Origin of the sequence: Hydrogenophaga sp. (assembly GCF_030656115.1) — a bacterium.
GTDB lineage: Bacteria > Pseudomonadota > Gammaproteobacteria > Burkholderiales > Burkholderiaceae_C > Hydrogenophaga.
The window spans coordinates 18607-32001 of sequence record NZ_JAUSOO010000037.1 but is presented as its reverse complement, the minus strand read 5'-3'; the positions used below and the strand labels follow the sequence as shown (position 1 = coordinate 32001).

At 67.0% G+C, this 13395-nt stretch carries 15 protein-coding genes; 11 read left to right on the top strand and 4 right to left on the bottom strand.

From position 1 onward, the window contains the following. The first annotated feature begins 88 nt into the window (after positions 1-88). Together Q7J58_RS04580 and Q7J58_RS04575 are read left to right on the top strand one after the other, a co-directional pair. Positions 89-814 (top strand): Crp/Fnr family transcriptional regulator, encoded by a 726-nt coding sequence (locus Q7J58_RS04580; RefSeq protein ID WP_304824068.1) that lies wholly within the window; start codon positions 89-91, stop codon positions 812-814. A gap of 16 nt (positions 815-830) precedes the next feature. Then, positions 831-1385: a hemerythrin domain-containing protein gene (locus Q7J58_RS04575; protein ID WP_304824064.1), complete on the top strand. Its 555-nt coding sequence runs from the start codon at positions 831-833 to the stop codon at positions 1383-1385. A gap of 17 nt (positions 1386-1402) precedes the next feature. Here the strand turns inward: Q7J58_RS04575 and Q7J58_RS04570 are convergent, their stop codons facing one another. Continuing rightward, positions 1403-2599: an OmpA family protein gene (locus tag Q7J58_RS04570; RefSeq protein ID WP_304824061.1), complete on the bottom strand. Its 1197-nt coding sequence runs from the start codon at positions 2597-2599 to the stop codon at positions 1403-1405. 258 nt (positions 2600-2857) lie between these two features. On the opposite strand from Q7J58_RS04570, the gene Q7J58_RS04565 reads away from it, so the two are divergent. Further along, the gene (locus tag Q7J58_RS04565) at positions 2858-3559 is read left to right on the top strand and encodes a Crp/Fnr family transcriptional regulator (RefSeq protein ID WP_304824058.1); all 702 of its coding nucleotides are present in this window, start codon (positions 2858-2860) and stop codon (positions 3557-3559) included. A gap of 129 nt (positions 3560-3688) precedes the next feature. Here Q7J58_RS04565 and Q7J58_RS04560 read toward each other — a convergent pair whose 3' ends face one another. Beyond that, complete coding sequence (locus Q7J58_RS04560) at positions 3689-3904, bottom strand: CsbD family protein (RefSeq protein WP_304824056.1); 216 nt, start codon at positions 3902-3904, stop codon at positions 3689-3691. 207 nt (positions 3905-4111) lie between these two features. Between Q7J58_RS04560 and Q7J58_RS04555 the strand changes: the two genes are divergently transcribed. The 4 genes from Q7J58_RS04555 to Q7J58_RS04540 all read left to right on the top strand — a co-directional run bounded on the left by Q7J58_RS04555 (position 4112) and on the right by Q7J58_RS04540 (position 8394). Further along, on the top strand, positions 4112-4672 hold the full coding sequence (locus Q7J58_RS04555) for a sterol desaturase family protein (RefSeq protein ID WP_304824054.1): 561 nt from the start codon (positions 4112-4114) through the stop codon (positions 4670-4672). 225 nt (positions 4673-4897) lie between these two features. After that, the gene (locus tag Q7J58_RS04550) at positions 4898-5320 is read left to right on the top strand and encodes a DUF4398 domain-containing protein (RefSeq protein WP_304824051.1); all 423 of its coding nucleotides are present in this window, start codon (positions 4898-4900) and stop codon (positions 5318-5320) included. 53 nt (positions 5321-5373) lie between these two features. Then, entirely contained in the window at positions 5374-6327 is a 954-nt protein-coding gene (locus tag Q7J58_RS04545) for an OmpA family protein (RefSeq protein ID WP_304824048.1), read from the top strand. A gap of 426 nt (positions 6328-6753) precedes the next feature. Continuing rightward, positions 6754-8394, top strand: coding sequence for a diguanylate cyclase (locus Q7J58_RS04540; RefSeq protein ID WP_304824046.1), 1641 nt, complete (start codon positions 6754-6756; stop codon positions 8392-8394). 44 nt (positions 8395-8438) lie between these two features. Here Q7J58_RS04540 and Q7J58_RS04535 read toward each other — a convergent pair whose 3' ends face one another. Further along, a complete protein-coding gene (locus Q7J58_RS04535; protein WP_304824425.1) occupies positions 8439-9323 on the bottom strand; it encodes a LysR family transcriptional regulator in 885 nt (294 codons plus the stop codon). Between the two features lie 198 nt (positions 9324-9521). Here Q7J58_RS04535 and Q7J58_RS04530 point away from each other — a divergent pair, with 198 nt between their 5' ends. The 4 genes from Q7J58_RS04530 (at position 9522) to Q7J58_RS04515 (ending at position 12324) form a co-directional block, all read left to right on the top strand. After that, a complete protein-coding gene (locus Q7J58_RS04530) occupies positions 9522-9812 on the top strand; it encodes a DUF2007 domain-containing protein (RefSeq protein ID WP_304824043.1) in 291 nt (96 codons plus the stop codon). A 34-nt stretch (positions 9813-9846) separates the two neighbouring features. Next, the gene (locus Q7J58_RS04525; RefSeq protein ID WP_304824041.1) at positions 9847-11517 is read left to right on the top strand and encodes a GMC family oxidoreductase N-terminal domain-containing protein; all 1671 of its coding nucleotides are present in this window, start codon (positions 9847-9849) and stop codon (positions 11515-11517) included. Positions 11518-11854: 337 nt separating this feature from the next. Next, the gene (locus Q7J58_RS04520) at positions 11855-12037 is read left to right on the top strand and encodes a hypothetical protein (RefSeq protein ID WP_304824038.1); all 183 of its coding nucleotides are present in this window, start codon (positions 11855-11857) and stop codon (positions 12035-12037) included. After that, a complete protein-coding gene (locus Q7J58_RS04515; protein ID WP_304824035.1) occupies positions 12034-12324 on the top strand; it encodes a hypothetical protein in 291 nt (96 codons plus the stop codon). Before Q7J58_RS04520 ends, Q7J58_RS04515 begins: the two co-directional genes overlap by 4 nt. Positions 12325-12737: 413 nt before the next feature. On the opposite strand, the gene Q7J58_RS04510 is transcribed toward Q7J58_RS04515, so the two are convergent. Then, the gene (locus Q7J58_RS04510) at positions 12738-13301 is read right to left on the bottom strand and encodes a hypothetical protein (RefSeq protein ID WP_304824033.1); all 564 of its coding nucleotides are present in this window, start codon (positions 13299-13301) and stop codon (positions 12738-12740) included. Positions 13302-13395: the final 94 nt, after the last annotated feature.

The window sequence follows — 13395 nt, the reverse complement described above, 5'->3', positions numbered from 1 at the left end:
GCAGGCGCCTCTGCGTGAAAAAATTCACAAATTACCATAAGGCTTTGCCCTGCAATCTCCAATACACACGACCTATGAAGGACCGCCGATGACCGCCGCCGCCGCCCACCCGACACGCGGGAACCAGTTGTTGGACGTCCTGCCCGACGCCGAATGGCTGCGCTGGCAACCGCAGCTGGAACCCGTGGACCTGCCGCTGGGCATGGTGCTGTACGAATCGGGTTCCCAGATGAGCGCCGTGTACTTTCCCACCACCGCCATCGTGTCGCTGCTGTACGTGCTGGAAAACGGTGCGTCGGCCGAAATCGCCGTGGTGGGCCACGAGGGCATTGTGGGCATTTCCATCTTCATGGGCGGCGGCTCCACCCCCAGCCGGGCGGTGGTGCAAAGCGCCGGCAAAGCCCTGCGCTTGCGCGCGGGCGCCATGAAAGACGAGTTCGGCCGCTCCAGCCCGGTCATGCACCTGCTGCTGCGCTACACCCAGGCGCTCATCACGCAGATGTCGCAAACGGCGGTGTGCAACCGCCACCATTCGCTGGACCAGCAGCTCTGCCGCTGGCTGTTGCTGAGCCTGGACCGTCTGCCGGGCGACAACCTGGTCATGACGCAGGAGCTGATCGCCAACATGCTCGGTGTGCGCCGCGAAGGCGTGACCGAGGCCGCGCTGAGCCTGCAAAAGGCCGGGCTCATCCGCTACGCACGCGGCCACATCAAGGTGTTGGACCGGCCGGGCCTGGAGCAGCGCACCTGCGAGTGCTACCAGGTGGTGAAGAGCGAGTACGACCGCTTGTTGCCCCCCACGCAGGCGGTTTGAACCCCTGGGTGCCGGTATGCGTCCCAAGTGCCTTCCTCGCGCACGCGACGCGCTCGACCAGTTGTTGCTGGAGCATGGGCGCGTGCGTGCGCTGCTGCGCCAATACGAGCGGGTGCGTCTGGTGGACGAACGGGCCGCAGACCGGGCGGCATTGCTCGACAGCCTGTGCGACGCGCTCACCCTGCTCGCGCACCTGGAAGAACGCTTTTTTTACCCCGCCGCGTGGCAGGTGCTGCGCGACAACCCGCCGACACCGGCGGATTTTTGCGACCATGCCCAGCTGCGCAGCCTGATCGCCCAGCTCGACGAAATGCCCCCCGGCGACCGGGCTTGCGACGCCCTGGTGGCCGACATGGACGGCTGCGTGGTGCCGTGGATGAACGCTGCCCCGGGCGGCCTGTTTCTGGCGGTGCGCCTGGCCGGGCTGGACACGCTCGCGCTGGGCCGGCACATGGCGCAGTGGCGCCGGGAACAACAGGCGCAGACCCCGGTGCTGCGCCGCGCGACCCACCCCGTTGGTTCAACCGGGCTGGCCGCTTCGGGCTGGCCACAGCCCCTGTGCAGGGGCTGAGAGGCTGAGCGCCTGGGTCAGCGGGTGCCGGTCACTTCCACGTCCACCCGGCGGTCGGGCTGCAGGCAGGCGATCAGCTGCGCGCGCGGCAGCTTGTCCGAGCAGTCGGCCGCGGTCGTGATGGGCATGCTTTCCCCTTTGCCCACGGCGCTGATCCTGGCCGGGTCCAGCCGGCCGCTGTTCACCAGGTAGGCCTTGACCGATTCGGCGCGCTCGGTGGACAGCGTCTGGTTGTAGGCGGCCGAACCCTTGCGGTCGGTGTGGCCTTCCACCGTGATCGTGTCGTACCGGGTGCCGGCCAGTTGGTTGCTGAACTTGTCCAGCGCGGCGCGGCCTTCGGGGCGCACGTTGGCGGTGTCAAAACCAAACAGCGTGTCGGCCGAGAAGTTCACGCGCTGGGGCGCCGGTGTGACCACCACCGGTGCGGGTGGCGGCGTCACGATCACCACCTGCGGTGCCGGTGTCACATACACCGGTGCGGGCGCCACATAAGCGGGTGCCGGTGCCACATAGGCCGGTGCTGCGGCCACACGCTGCACCGGGGCCCGGCCAAACGGGAACACCAGGCTCAGGGTGGCCACGTCCACGTTGTTGCGCTGGCCCACCGCGTTCTTGATGCGGTAGCGCTCGACCTCACCGCGAATCCACACCGCCGGGCTCATTTCGTATTGCAAGCCGAAGCCCACCTTCGCGCCGCTGTCGTTGTGTTTGCTGTTCGGTGCCACCAGTGCGCCGGCGCCGGTGCCGCTGGCGGTGCTTTTGCTCCAGGCGTGTTGCACACCCACGCGGGCCAGGGCCGAGAAGCGCTCGGTGAAGGGCAGGGTGCCCACCAGGTCCAGGTTCAGGCCGTGCACCCGGGACTCGCCGGCCAGTGTGCCGGCGGGCACGGTGTTGGCGTTGAAGCTGTTTTTGCCCAGGTCGAAATAACCACCTTCGAGCGCGATGTTGCGGTTGAACTGGTAGCCGCCAAACAGCTTGTAGGCCGTGTCTTTTTCGTCCGTCGTGCTGTTGAGCACACCCACGCCCGGCAGCAGGCCCGAGGTCAGACCCGCCGCATCGGTCTGGGTTTTGGACTGGCCCACGGACACACCACCGTAGTAGTGGCTGGTGTCCTGCGCCAAGGCGGGCACAGCGAGAAAGGTGCCCAGGCCGGCCAGGCACAGCAGCCCGATGGTGGGGCGCAGGGTGGGGCGGGGAAGCGAATGGTTTTTCATGACGGTCTTTCGGGTTTTCTGAGGGGGAGACGCTTTGCGCGAAATGCACCTATGGGTTTTAGGCCTGAGGCATGCAGGCGTCCGTGCGCTGACGAACATGTGGCGCTCAGGCTGCAGCCGCTCCCCATGTGCGCTGGCAGACGGTCGGGCAGACCCAAACAGGCCATCATGTTTTTCAGCCTCTATGGCGCCTGTGGCCCGCTTCGGTCTGGGTGCTGTGGAGTTCTTGGCCCTTCGTATTCACCGAGACACCCCCACATGGCTTCCGCCGAAAACCGCCTCATCCAGCAGCTGCCCGTGGAGGTGCGCCGCCGTTTTCTGGACCGCTGCGAACCCTTTGACCTGGTGCTGTCCGCCGAACTCAGCGTGCGCGGCCAGCCGCTGACCCACGCCTGCTTTCCCCGCACGGGCTTTATTTCGCTGGTGATCGATGTGGACAGCCACCCGCCGCTGGAGGTGGGCATGGTCGGGCGCGAGTCGATGCTGGGTTCCGAGTTGGTGCTGGGGCTGGCCAAAACGCCCTGGCGGGCGCTGGTGCAGGGGGCGGGCAGCGGCTGGCGCATCGGTGCCGAGGCGCTGCGCAACAGTCTGGCGGACATGCCCGCGTTGCTGGACGTGGTGCAGGCCAGCTTGCTGGTGCGCTTGCACCAGCAAGCGCTGGCGTCGGCGTGCGAGCGCTTTCACCCGATCGGCCCGCGCCTGGCGCGCTGGCTGCTCATGAGCCAGGACCGCGCGCAGTCCGACACCTTCCACGTCACCCAGGAGTTCATCGCGCTGATGCTGGGGGTGCGCCGCGTGGGCATCACCATGGCGGCCGGCGGGTTTCAGGACAGCGGCCTGATCGAATACCACCGCGGTGAGGTGACGGTGCTCAACCGCACCGCCCTGGAGGCCGAGGCCTGCAGCTGCTACGTGGCGGACAAACAGATTCACGCCGAATTGACGGCGCACCGGCACTGAGAGGTTGAGAGGCTGAGAGGCTGAGAACGTTCTGATCGGCCCAGCGCCGCGACGCACCCGACCCACATGGCAAGGCCCTGGGGGGTTGCCCACCCAGGGCCTTGCCGTCTTCAGCGGTCGAACGGTGGCTTATTTCAGCCAGCTGTCGTCGGCGCGGTCTTCCCACGCCTTGAGCTGCTTCTCGGCTTCGTCTTTGGCAATGCCGTAGCGCTCCTGGATCTTGCCGGCGAGCTGTTCGCGGTGGCCCGCCACCACTTCCAGGTCGTCGTCGGTCAGCTTGCCCCACTGCTGCTTGGCCTGGCCGGTCAGTTGCTTCCAGTTGCCTTGAATGGTGTCCCAGTTCATGTGAATCCTTTGGTTGGGGTGGGCAGAAAACGCCCGCCACAGCCCTTTGTAGGCCAAGCCCTGTCGGGCGTCTGTGCGCTATCGAACGCGCACCGTGGGCCAGCGCACAGACCCTGGCAACACCACCCGTCACGATGGGTCGTTGGGCAGACCGGGCGTACCCGTTGGCCGCTTGGGGCGGCTGGCCCGGCCCATTCAAGGGAGCGTATGAAACTGTTGAACACCGAGCACAGCCCGTTGGCCTATGTCCTGGACTTTGTGCTCTACGGCGCCGCCTGCCTGGCGTTGCTGGCCTACCTGGGGGTGCGGGCGCCGGTGGGCGCCTGGGGGCCGTTGGCGGCCTGGGCGCTGTGGGGGCTGCTGGCCTGGACGGCGCTTGAATACGCGCTGCACCGCTTTGTGCTGCACGGGCTGCCGCCCTTCAACCGCTGGCACCAGGAGCACCACCGCCGCCCCGAGGCCCTGATCAGCACGCCCACGCTGGTGAGCGCCACGCTCTTCCTGTGCGGGGTGTACCTGCCCGCTCGCTGGGCACTGGGCCCGTGGCCGGCGGCCGCGTTCACGCTGGGGCTGCTGGTGGGCTACCTGTTGTATTCCACGGTGCACCACGCCATCCACCACTGGACGCTGGACACCGCCTGGCTGCGCCAGCGCAAACGCTGGCACGCCCAGCACCACCATGTGTACCCCGTGAGCGGCTACGGCGTGACCACCCGGGTCTGGGACGGCGTGTTCCGGACCGCGGCCAGCCGCTGGCTGCGGGGCTGAACCCCACCCGCCCACGGCCCGAACCACCGCAGGGCGTGCCGGACCGCGCGCCCGTGCAACCGCTGTGCCGCCAACGATTGTCCGGCCCGACAGGCGCTCTATGTGCGCCAGAGCACCGACGCCCAGGCCGCAAGCGCGCAAGCTCCGCGGGTGGGTTTCCTTGACGCTGCGGGCCATCCGCAACCGAAACCCATCCCCCTTATTGATGGCCACGGAGCCCCCACGATGAACGCCTCTTTCAAGCCCGCCGCCCGCCCTGCCACGCTGCCCGCTGCCGCCCGCCACACCCTGCCGGGGTTGTCCCTGGTGGTGCTGGTGGCCGCAGCGCTGCAAATGGGTTGTGCCAGCCTGCCCGCGCCCACCGAACAAATGGCGGTCACCACCGCCGCCGTGGCCAGCGCCGAACGGGCCGGCGCCGTGGCGCTGGCACCCGCCGAAATGGCCCTGGCCCGCGACAAGCTGGCCCGCGCCAACGCCTCCATGGTGGAAGAAAAATACGAACGTGCCCAGATGCTGGCCGAGGCCGCCCTGGTCGATGCCCGTCTGGCCGAAGCCAAGGCCCGCAACGCGCAGGCCGCCCAAGCCGCCACCGAGCTGCGCGAAGGCAACCGGGTGCTGCGCCAGGAAATGGAACGCGCCGCCCAGTGAAGGGCCGTTCACCCGCCACACCGCCCAGCCCCCTCTTCTGAAAGAAACGTCCCATGAAAACATCCCATTTGATCGCCTTGTCTGCCGTGGCCCTGGCCGTGTTGGCCGGCTGCAGCAGCGTGCCCAAGGGCAACGCCCAGCTGGAACAGGCGCGCACCGACTACCGCGCCGTGCAGGCCGACCCGCGTGCGCAGAGCCACGCTGGCACCGACATGAAACTGGCCAGCGATGCCATGAGCCAGGCCAACGCCGCCTGGGGCCGCGATGAAGACGAAGCCCGGGTGAACCACCTGGCCTACCTGGCGTCCCAGCGGGTGGCCATCGTGCGCGAAACCATGAACATGAAAACCGCCGAAGCCATGGTGGCCAGCGCCGGCGCCGACCGCACCCAGGTGCAGCTGCAGGCCCGCACCCAGCAGGCCGATGCCGCGCAGCGCAGCGCCAGCGCGGCCCAGCAGGCCGCCACCGCCGCCGAAGTGCAAGCGGCCACCGCCGAACGCAACGCGGCCGCAGCCCAGCGCAGCACCGAGCTGGCGCGCAGCGAATCGGCACAGGCCCAGCAACAAACCCAACTGGCCATGGAGCGCAACCGCCAGCTCGAAACCCAGCTGAAAGAACTCAACGCCCAGCAGACCCCGCGCGGTCTGGTGGTCACGCTGGGCGATGTGCTGTTCGACGTGAACCGCGCCGAACTCAAGCCCGGTGGCCTGCGCAAGGTGGACCAACTGGTGGCGGTGCTCAACGAGTTCCCGCAGCGCAACGTGTTGGTGGAAGGCTTCACCGACAGCACCGGCGCCGACAGCCACAACCTGGTGTTGTCGGGCCAGCGCGCCGACGCCGTGCGCACCGCGCTGCTGCGCCAGGGCATTGACAGCGCCCGCGTGACCGCCCGCGGCTACGGCGAGTCCTCGCCCGTCAGCAGCAACGCCAGCGCCGCCGGCCGCCAGATGAACCGCCGCGTCGAGATCGTGCTCTCGGACGACAGCGGCCGCACCGTGGCGCGCTGATCGGACCGCCAGGCACCAGGGGAGCACCAGGCCGCGCGCCCGGTGGTTTTCTTGTGTGCCTGCCATCATGTGCTGGCGTGGTGTACCACGTCGCCCACCGAGCGCCCCGTCCACCAGCACCGGTGCGATGCGGATCACACACAGCCACCACCCGCAGCGTGGCCACCACCTCATCGGCGTCTGCCAGCGAACCCATGGCGCTGGCCTGAGAGGCTGAGAACGGGTGAAGGGGCGGTGGTGAAGGCGCGGAGGTGAAGGCGGTAGCCGGGCACCGGAACAAGACCGCCGTCCGCTGTAATATCATTTCATTACTCTGCAGCGTGAATCTGTGCAGCAAAACAACCGAGCCACACGGTGCACGTGTGCCCCAGACTTGTCTGCCTTTGAACGCTGCGTGGCGCGCGCAGCGTTCCCACCGGCTGCCACATGACGCCTCTGATCATTCGCTTTGGGATCCGCCCGATTCTGTGGCTGCTGCTGGTGGGCAGCATGGCCGCTTGCGCTCTGGCCTGGGTGGGTTCGGTGCAGTTTGCCGAGGCGCGTCTGGCGCAGCTCATTGAACGGGAGCAAGCGCAGGCCCAGGCAAAGGCGGAGCTCGCCAGCGCCAACCTGAGCCAGCGGTTGGTGCAGGCGCGCAGCATCGCCTCGACGCTGGCCCAGTACCAAACCATTCAGGCCGTGTTGGGTCGGTTCGGTCCCCACGTCCAGCCATCCCCTTTGCCGTTGCAAGAACGCGGTGACCGGTGGCGCGCAGATCCGGTGCTTCAGCCCTTGGCCCGGGGCTTGGCGCAGACGGTGGAAAAGTTTGGCCTCACCATGCTGTGGGTCACCAACGCCGCTGGCGATACCGTGATGGAAGGCCACATCCCGGATATTCACCCCTTCACAGGAACCAACTACGCAGACCGTGCCTATTTCAAAGCCGCTCAGCAGGGCCTGGACGGGCACCAATTTGCGGTGGGGCGGGTGAGCAACCTGTATGGCTTGTTTTTTTCCTCCCCGGTGTTGGTTGATGGCCAGTTTGTCGGCATCGTCGGTGCGGGGCTTGCCGTGTCCAAACTCAGCCCTGTCATTGATATTAAGGAACTGAACGCCGTGGTCACGGACGACCTGGGCGTGGTCGTGCTGGCCCATGACCCTGCGCTCCTGATGCGAACCATGCCGGGCGCCACCGTCGGCGCCCTTCCGGCCGGGAAGCGGGATCTGCGCTACAGGCGCCAACAGTTCGAGGCCGTGGACCTGATCCCCACAGCGGCGGACGGGTCGCCGTCGCGGGCCCAATGGCACTACCTCGGGCGGCCACACGTCATGGGAAACCACCCCACCAGCGACGGCGCCCTGCGTGTTTACGTGCTGCGAGACCTGGGTGCCTTGTTGGCCCGCAGCGAGCGCGATCAGCTGTGGTGGTTTGGCCTGGTCGGCGCGATGGTGTGGCTCAGCGCAGCCCTGGCCGCCGGTGCAGCGCAGTACGTGATCACCACGCAGCAACAGCAGATTGCCCTGCAGACCCTCAACCAGGTTCTTGCCCACCAGGCCAACACCGATGCCTTGACCGGTTGCGCCAACCGGCGCCATTTCATGCACGCGCTGAACCAGGAGTTCCACCGATCCAGCCGCTATGGGGTGGATTTCTGTGTACTGAGCGCGGACATTGACCACTTCAAGCGGGTCAACGACACCTACGGCCATGCCGCCGGTGACGAGGTGCTCAGGCACTTTGTGGCCACCATCCAGAGCCATCTGCGCGGTACCGATCTGCTGGGCCGTTTGGGTGGCGAGGAGTTCTCCATCTTGCTGCCACAAACGTCGGAAGACGGCGGCGCGATGATGGCAGAACGCCTGCGCGCTGCGGTGGAAGCCTCGCCCGCCCTGTTCGGCACCACCCGCATCGCCATCACGGTGAGCATCGGTGGTGTTCCATCGCAGGCGGGCTCTGTGCATGGGGTAGACGCGATGCTGGCCTGCGCCGATGCGGCTTTGTACGCCGCCAAACAAGGCGGTCGCAACCGGGTGGTGTGGGTCCGGCAGTCGCCGCCAGAAAACGCTGAGAAAGAGCGCGCCGGGTAAGGTGGGCCTGCCCAGCAGAACCACCGTCTGGATATCGAAGTTCCTCAGCCCCACACCGCTTCCAGCGCGGCCCAGGCGCTGGCCAGCACCGGTTCGCCGGCACGCTCGGCCAGGCAGATGAAGCTCAGGTCACATTCCAGCGCCACCTGGTCGGCCACCACCAGGCCGCGCGCCTGCGCTTCGCGCATGGCAATCGAGTCGCGCACCAGGCTCAGGCCCACCCCGCTTTTCACCAGGTCCAGCATCGAAGCTTCCTGGTCCACCAGCGCCACGCGCCGGGGCTCCAGCCCGGTGAGGGAGCCGGGGCCGAACACGCGGCGCTGCAGCCGGTGGTGCGCGCTGGCGGGCGGGGTGGCCAGCCAGGGCAGGGCGGCGAGCGCCTTCCAGTCTTTGCCGCGCACCTGCGGCCCCCAACCCGCCGGGGCCAGCACGCAGTAGGTGAAGCGGGTGAGCGGGCGCAGGCGGTAGGTGGCGTCCAGCGGGTCGTGCGGCAGATCCAGAAAAAAGCCCACGTCCAGTTCGCGCCGCCCCAGGCGCGCCAGCACATCGCCGCTCATGCTCTGGCTCAGCTCGGTGCCCACCTGCGGACTGGTTTCCACCAGCTGCTTCAAAAAAGCGCCCAGGCGGGTGAACTCGGGGTCGAGAATGGTGCCGATGCGCAGCGTGCCGCGCACCGTGGTGTGCAGCGCGGCAGCGGCCTGGCCAAAGTCGGCCAGCGCCTTGTCGGCCAGCGGCAGCAGGGCGGCGCCGTCGCGGGTGAGTGCCATGCCCTGTGGCGTGCGGGCAAACAGCTGCAGCCCGGTGGCCTCGGCCAGGGTTTTGAGCTGCAGACTCACCGCCGGCTGGCTCAGGTGCAGGCGCTGGGCGGCGCGCGACACATGACCTTCGCGCGCCACGGCGGCAAAGGCGCGCAGGGTTTGCGGCTCCACCGTGGGCAGGGCAGCGCTTCGTGTGGCTTGCCTGGGCGGGTGGGGGCGCTGGGATTCGGGCTTCGTCATGGCGGCCATTATTTGCCCGGCTTATGCCGAGCGCGGTCCGATCTCATTGGATTTTTGGTTAAAACTCTTTCACACTGCACCCGTCAATGGCGCAAGACCATGAGGCAGACAAATAACGATCGGAGACCCATGCACGGCGACAGCCCCTACGACCCGGACCAAGGCGACTGGCAGACGCTGGTGACCTTTTTCAGCCCCACCGAAGCCTATGTGCTGCGCGGCTGCCTGCAAGCCGGCGGCGTGCCGGCGGTGGTGGCCGACGCCCATCTGGTGCAAACCCACTCGCTGCTGGCCAGCGCCATCCCGGTGCGCGTGATGGTGCCCGCGCACCGCCTGGCCGAGGCCGAAGCGGTGGTGGCGGCCTACCACCGTGGCGACTTCGCCTTGCCCGATGACGAACCCCCACCCCTTGATCCTTGATGTATCCGCAGATCCACCGAACAGGAGCACGCCCATGAGCGACACCACCTTCGACTTCATCGTCATCGGCGCCGGCACCGCCGGTTGCCTGCTGGCCAACCGGCTCAGCGCCCACCCGGGTATGCGCGTGCTGCTGGTGGAAGCCGGCCGCAAAGACGACTACCACTGGATTCATATTCCCGTGGGCTACCTGTATTGCATTGGCAACCCGCGCACCGACTGGTTGTACCAAACCGAGCCCGACCCCGGGCTCAATGGCCGCCGCCTGCGCTACCCGCGCGGCAAAACCCTGGGCGGCTGCTCCAGCATCAACGGCATGATCTACATGCGCGGCCAGGCGCGCGACTACGACCAGTGGGCGCAACGCACCGGCGACGACGACTGGCGCTGGGACCGCTGCTTGCCCGACTTCATGGCGCACGAAGACCACCACCGCCTGGACCTGCACAACGACCCCGCCATCGACCCCGCGTTTGTCGCCCTGCACGGCCACAAAAACCGCGGCAGCACCGGCGAATGGCGCATTGAAAAACAGCGCCTGCGCTGGGACCTGCTCGACGCCTTTGCGCAGGCCGCCCAGCACGCCGGCATACCCGCCAGCACCGACTTCAACACCGGCAACAACGAAGGCGTGGGCTACTTTGAGGTCAACCAAAAAGCCGGCTGGCGCTGGAACGCGTCCAAAGCCTTTTTGCGCCCGGCGCAGCGGCGCCGCAACCTGACCGTGTGGACACAAACCCAGGTGCAGCGCCTGATGCTGGAACGCACGGCCAGCGGCGAACTGCGTTGCATCGGGGCCGAACTGCTGCGCGAAGGCCAGGTGGTGCACGTGCGCGCGGCGCGCGAGGTGGTGTTGAGCGCGGGCAGCATCAATTCGCCGCAGATTTTGCAGCTCTCGGGCATCGGCCCGGCGGCATTGCTGCAGCGCCACGGCATTGCGGTGCAGCACGAGCTGCCCGGCGTGGGCGCCAATTTGCAAGACCACCTGCAAATCCGCACCGTGTTCAAGGTGCAGGGCGCCACCACGCTCAACACCCTGGCCAGCTCGCTCTGGGGCAAGGCCAAAATTGGGCTCGAATACGCCCTGAAGCGCACCGGCCCCATGAGCATGGCGCCCAGCCAGCTCGGCGCCTTCACCCGCAGCGACCCGGCCCAGCCCTGGCCCAACATCGAATACCACGTGCAGCCGCTCAGCCTGGACGCCTTTGGCGAGCCGCTGCACAGCTTCCCCGCGTTCACCGCCAGCGTGTGCAACCTCAACCCCACCAGCCGGGGCCATGTGCACATCACCAGCCCGCGCCCGCAAGACGCGCCCGCCATTGCACCCCACTACCTCAGCACCCCCGAAGACCGGCAAGTGGCCGCCGACAGCCTGCGCGTCACCCGGCGCATCGTGGCGCAACCGGCGCTGGCCCGCTACCGGCCCGAAGAATTCAAGCCCGGCGTGCAGTTCCAGACCGACGAAGAACTGGCCCGCCTGGCCGGCGACATCGCCAGCACCATCTTCCACCCCGTGGGCACCACCCAGATGGGCCGCGCCGACAACCCGCTGGCCGTGCTGGACAGCCACCTGCGCGTGCGCGGCGTGGCCGGCTTGCGCGTGGTGGATGCGGGCGCCATGCCCACCATCACCAGCGGCAACACCAACAGCCCCACGCTGATGGTGGCGGAGAAAGCAGCGCGCTGGATGCTGCAGGGCGGGTGAAGCTGGGGCGCCTGCGGTTGGCGCTCGCGCCGCTGCGCTGGCCGCTTCATGGTCGTGGGGTTTGCTGCAAGGTGACGGGCGGTTTTTGCAACGGGACTGCTCACAGGGTTCTGACGTATGCAGCCAGAGGTGGTTTACTGTGATTGGGCCCACCGGCCTATCGTTACCGGTCAAGGTAAATAGACGCATGTGTCTTGACCGACACACGGGATTTTCCGAGCTGGTATTTGGCAAATTTTCAAGCTGCCCGACCAACTGCATTTGACCCACCCTGGCCGCACCCGCGTTCAAGGACCTGCCCCTGCTGCGCCTGGCCGACCGCTTCTACCGCGCGCAGGTGTTGTCACTGGGCGCCACGGCCACGCCGCTGGTCAACACCCCGGCCATCGGCACTGCCGTCCTGCCCAAAGGCAGCAACACCGCCGGCACCGTCAAGGTCGCGGTCTGCGGCGCACACCTCAGCGGCCTGCCCTCAACTGGCAGCTCACCCAACGCGGCGCGCGTCTGCTCGGCGCGGTGAAGTCCGCGCCCGAATACAAGTTCTACGCACTCGCCGGCGGCCCGGTGCAGCGGCCCGGCATGGTGCGCGTGGCCGAAGGAGGCGCCGCCATTGACATGGAAGTCTGGGAGCTGCCCGCCGAACACTTCGGCAGCTTCGTCGACGGCATCCCCGCGCCGCTGGGCATCGGCAAGGTAAAGCTGGCCGATGGGGCGTGGGTGAGCGGGTTTGTGTGCGAGGCGATCGGGGTGGAGGGCGGGACCGAGATCCCGGAGTTGGGGAGTTGGCGGGCTTGGTTGGCGCGGTGACCCGCGTCCAATGGTCCTTTAAACCCTCCGCCGACTCGGAGGGGAGCGGGTGAGCGCTTGCATGTGCGCCCTCGTCGATGGCGTGCTTTGACCGCCTGGACCCGAGAGGGATTTTCAGTGACCAAAGTGGGTTGTAGACCAATGGCGAATTTCAACCCACTGCGGCCCTTCGACCAATCGGCCCAAGCAGTCCGAAGTGTTTGAACCAGTGCACCCATCGCAGGGGCGCTGTGTTCCACGTACTCCCTGGTTTTTTCCAAGGTCCCAGCGGCTAATCTACGCCCCTTGCACAGCTCATTGATCGTTTCGGTCAGCGCGTTGCCGTAGCTCGCGGCCACCCACAGGTGACCGAAGGTTCGCTTCGGCCAAGCGCTCCGAGTTGCGAAATGAAAGGTATTTCGAAGCCCTGGTGACTACGACGTCGTCAGCTCAATCGGCAGCATGTTGGCAATACACACCTTCGGCCCTGCATTGACGATGTGTCCGACAACCATATGAGGCCGGTGGTTGGGCCCTATGGAGTTGACGACCAAGTCATGCGCAGCCACCTGATTGAAGCGCACGTCCGCCTGCATGCAACGTTCCGTTTCGTTCACCATCGCTAGGGTCTGCGTTGGTTCGACGTAGCCCAGCAGTCCGACCACACCATTGGTCTCGTAGGGATCGATCGCACGGACGAAGCATCCAAAGCCTGCCTCACCCAGCAGATCGTTTGCAATACCAGTGGCCAAGCGGATGATCTTGGCTTCCATGGCGAACTGGAGCTGTAGCGCTGGATCGGCCGGGAAGAACACAAGATCTGGACGCTTGGAGCTCGACCCTGTGGCAATGTCACTGGGTGCCGTATGGTCGGCAATGACGCAAGCGATACCAATCCCCGGCACCAGCGTAGTGGCTCCACCGCGCTCTTTGAGCAGTCGCTGAGCTTCCTTCGACAGGTCGGCAGTGATGGCTGTCTCCGAGATGTTGGCTGGCAACGCGGTAGCTCGCTTTCGCTTTGTTGTAGCTCCGCGTGTCGCGCAAAATTGCCCCCACCTCGTGGGCTGCACAAGAGCGTGATGCGCCGACAGG

Excerpts from the sequence above, each read along its gene's own strand:
- Q7J58_RS04570 (WP_304824061.1), bottom strand. The coding sequence starts at position 2,599 with ATGAAAAACCATTCGCTTCCCCGCCCCACCCTGCGCCCCACCATCGGG.
- Q7J58_RS04545 (WP_304824048.1), top strand. The coding sequence starts at position 5,374 with ATGAAAACATCCCATTTGATCGCCTTGTCTGCCGTGGCCCTGGCCGTG.
- Q7J58_RS04575 (WP_304824064.1), top strand. The coding sequence starts at position 831 with ATGCGTCCCAAGTGCCTTCCTCGCGCACGCGACGCGCTCGACCAGTTG.
- Q7J58_RS04550 (WP_304824051.1), top strand. The coding sequence starts at position 4,898 with ATGAACGCCTCTTTCAAGCCCGCCGCCCGCCCTGCCACGCTGCCCGCT.
- Q7J58_RS04580 (WP_304824068.1), top strand. The coding sequence starts at position 89 with ATGACCGCCGCCGCCGCCCACCCGACACGCGGGAACCAGTTGTTGGAC.
- Q7J58_RS04565 (WP_304824058.1), top strand. The coding sequence starts at position 2,858 with ATGGCTTCCGCCGAAAACCGCCTCATCCAGCAGCTGCCCGTGGAGGTG.
- Q7J58_RS04525 (WP_304824041.1), top strand. The coding sequence starts at position 9,847 with ATGAGCGACACCACCTTCGACTTCATCGTCATCGGCGCCGGCACCGCC.
- Q7J58_RS04540 (WP_304824046.1), top strand. The coding sequence starts at position 6,754 with ATGACGCCTCTGATCATTCGCTTTGGGATCCGCCCGATTCTGTGGCTG.
- Q7J58_RS04560 (WP_304824056.1), bottom strand. The coding sequence starts at position 3,904 with ATGAACTGGGACACCATTCAAGGCAACTGGAAGCAACTGACCGGCCAG.
- Q7J58_RS04530 (WP_304824043.1), top strand. The coding sequence starts at position 9,522 with ATGCACGGCGACAGCCCCTACGACCCGGACCAAGGCGACTGGCAGACG.
- Q7J58_RS04555 (WP_304824054.1), top strand. The coding sequence starts at position 4,112 with ATGAAACTGTTGAACACCGAGCACAGCCCGTTGGCCTATGTCCTGGAC.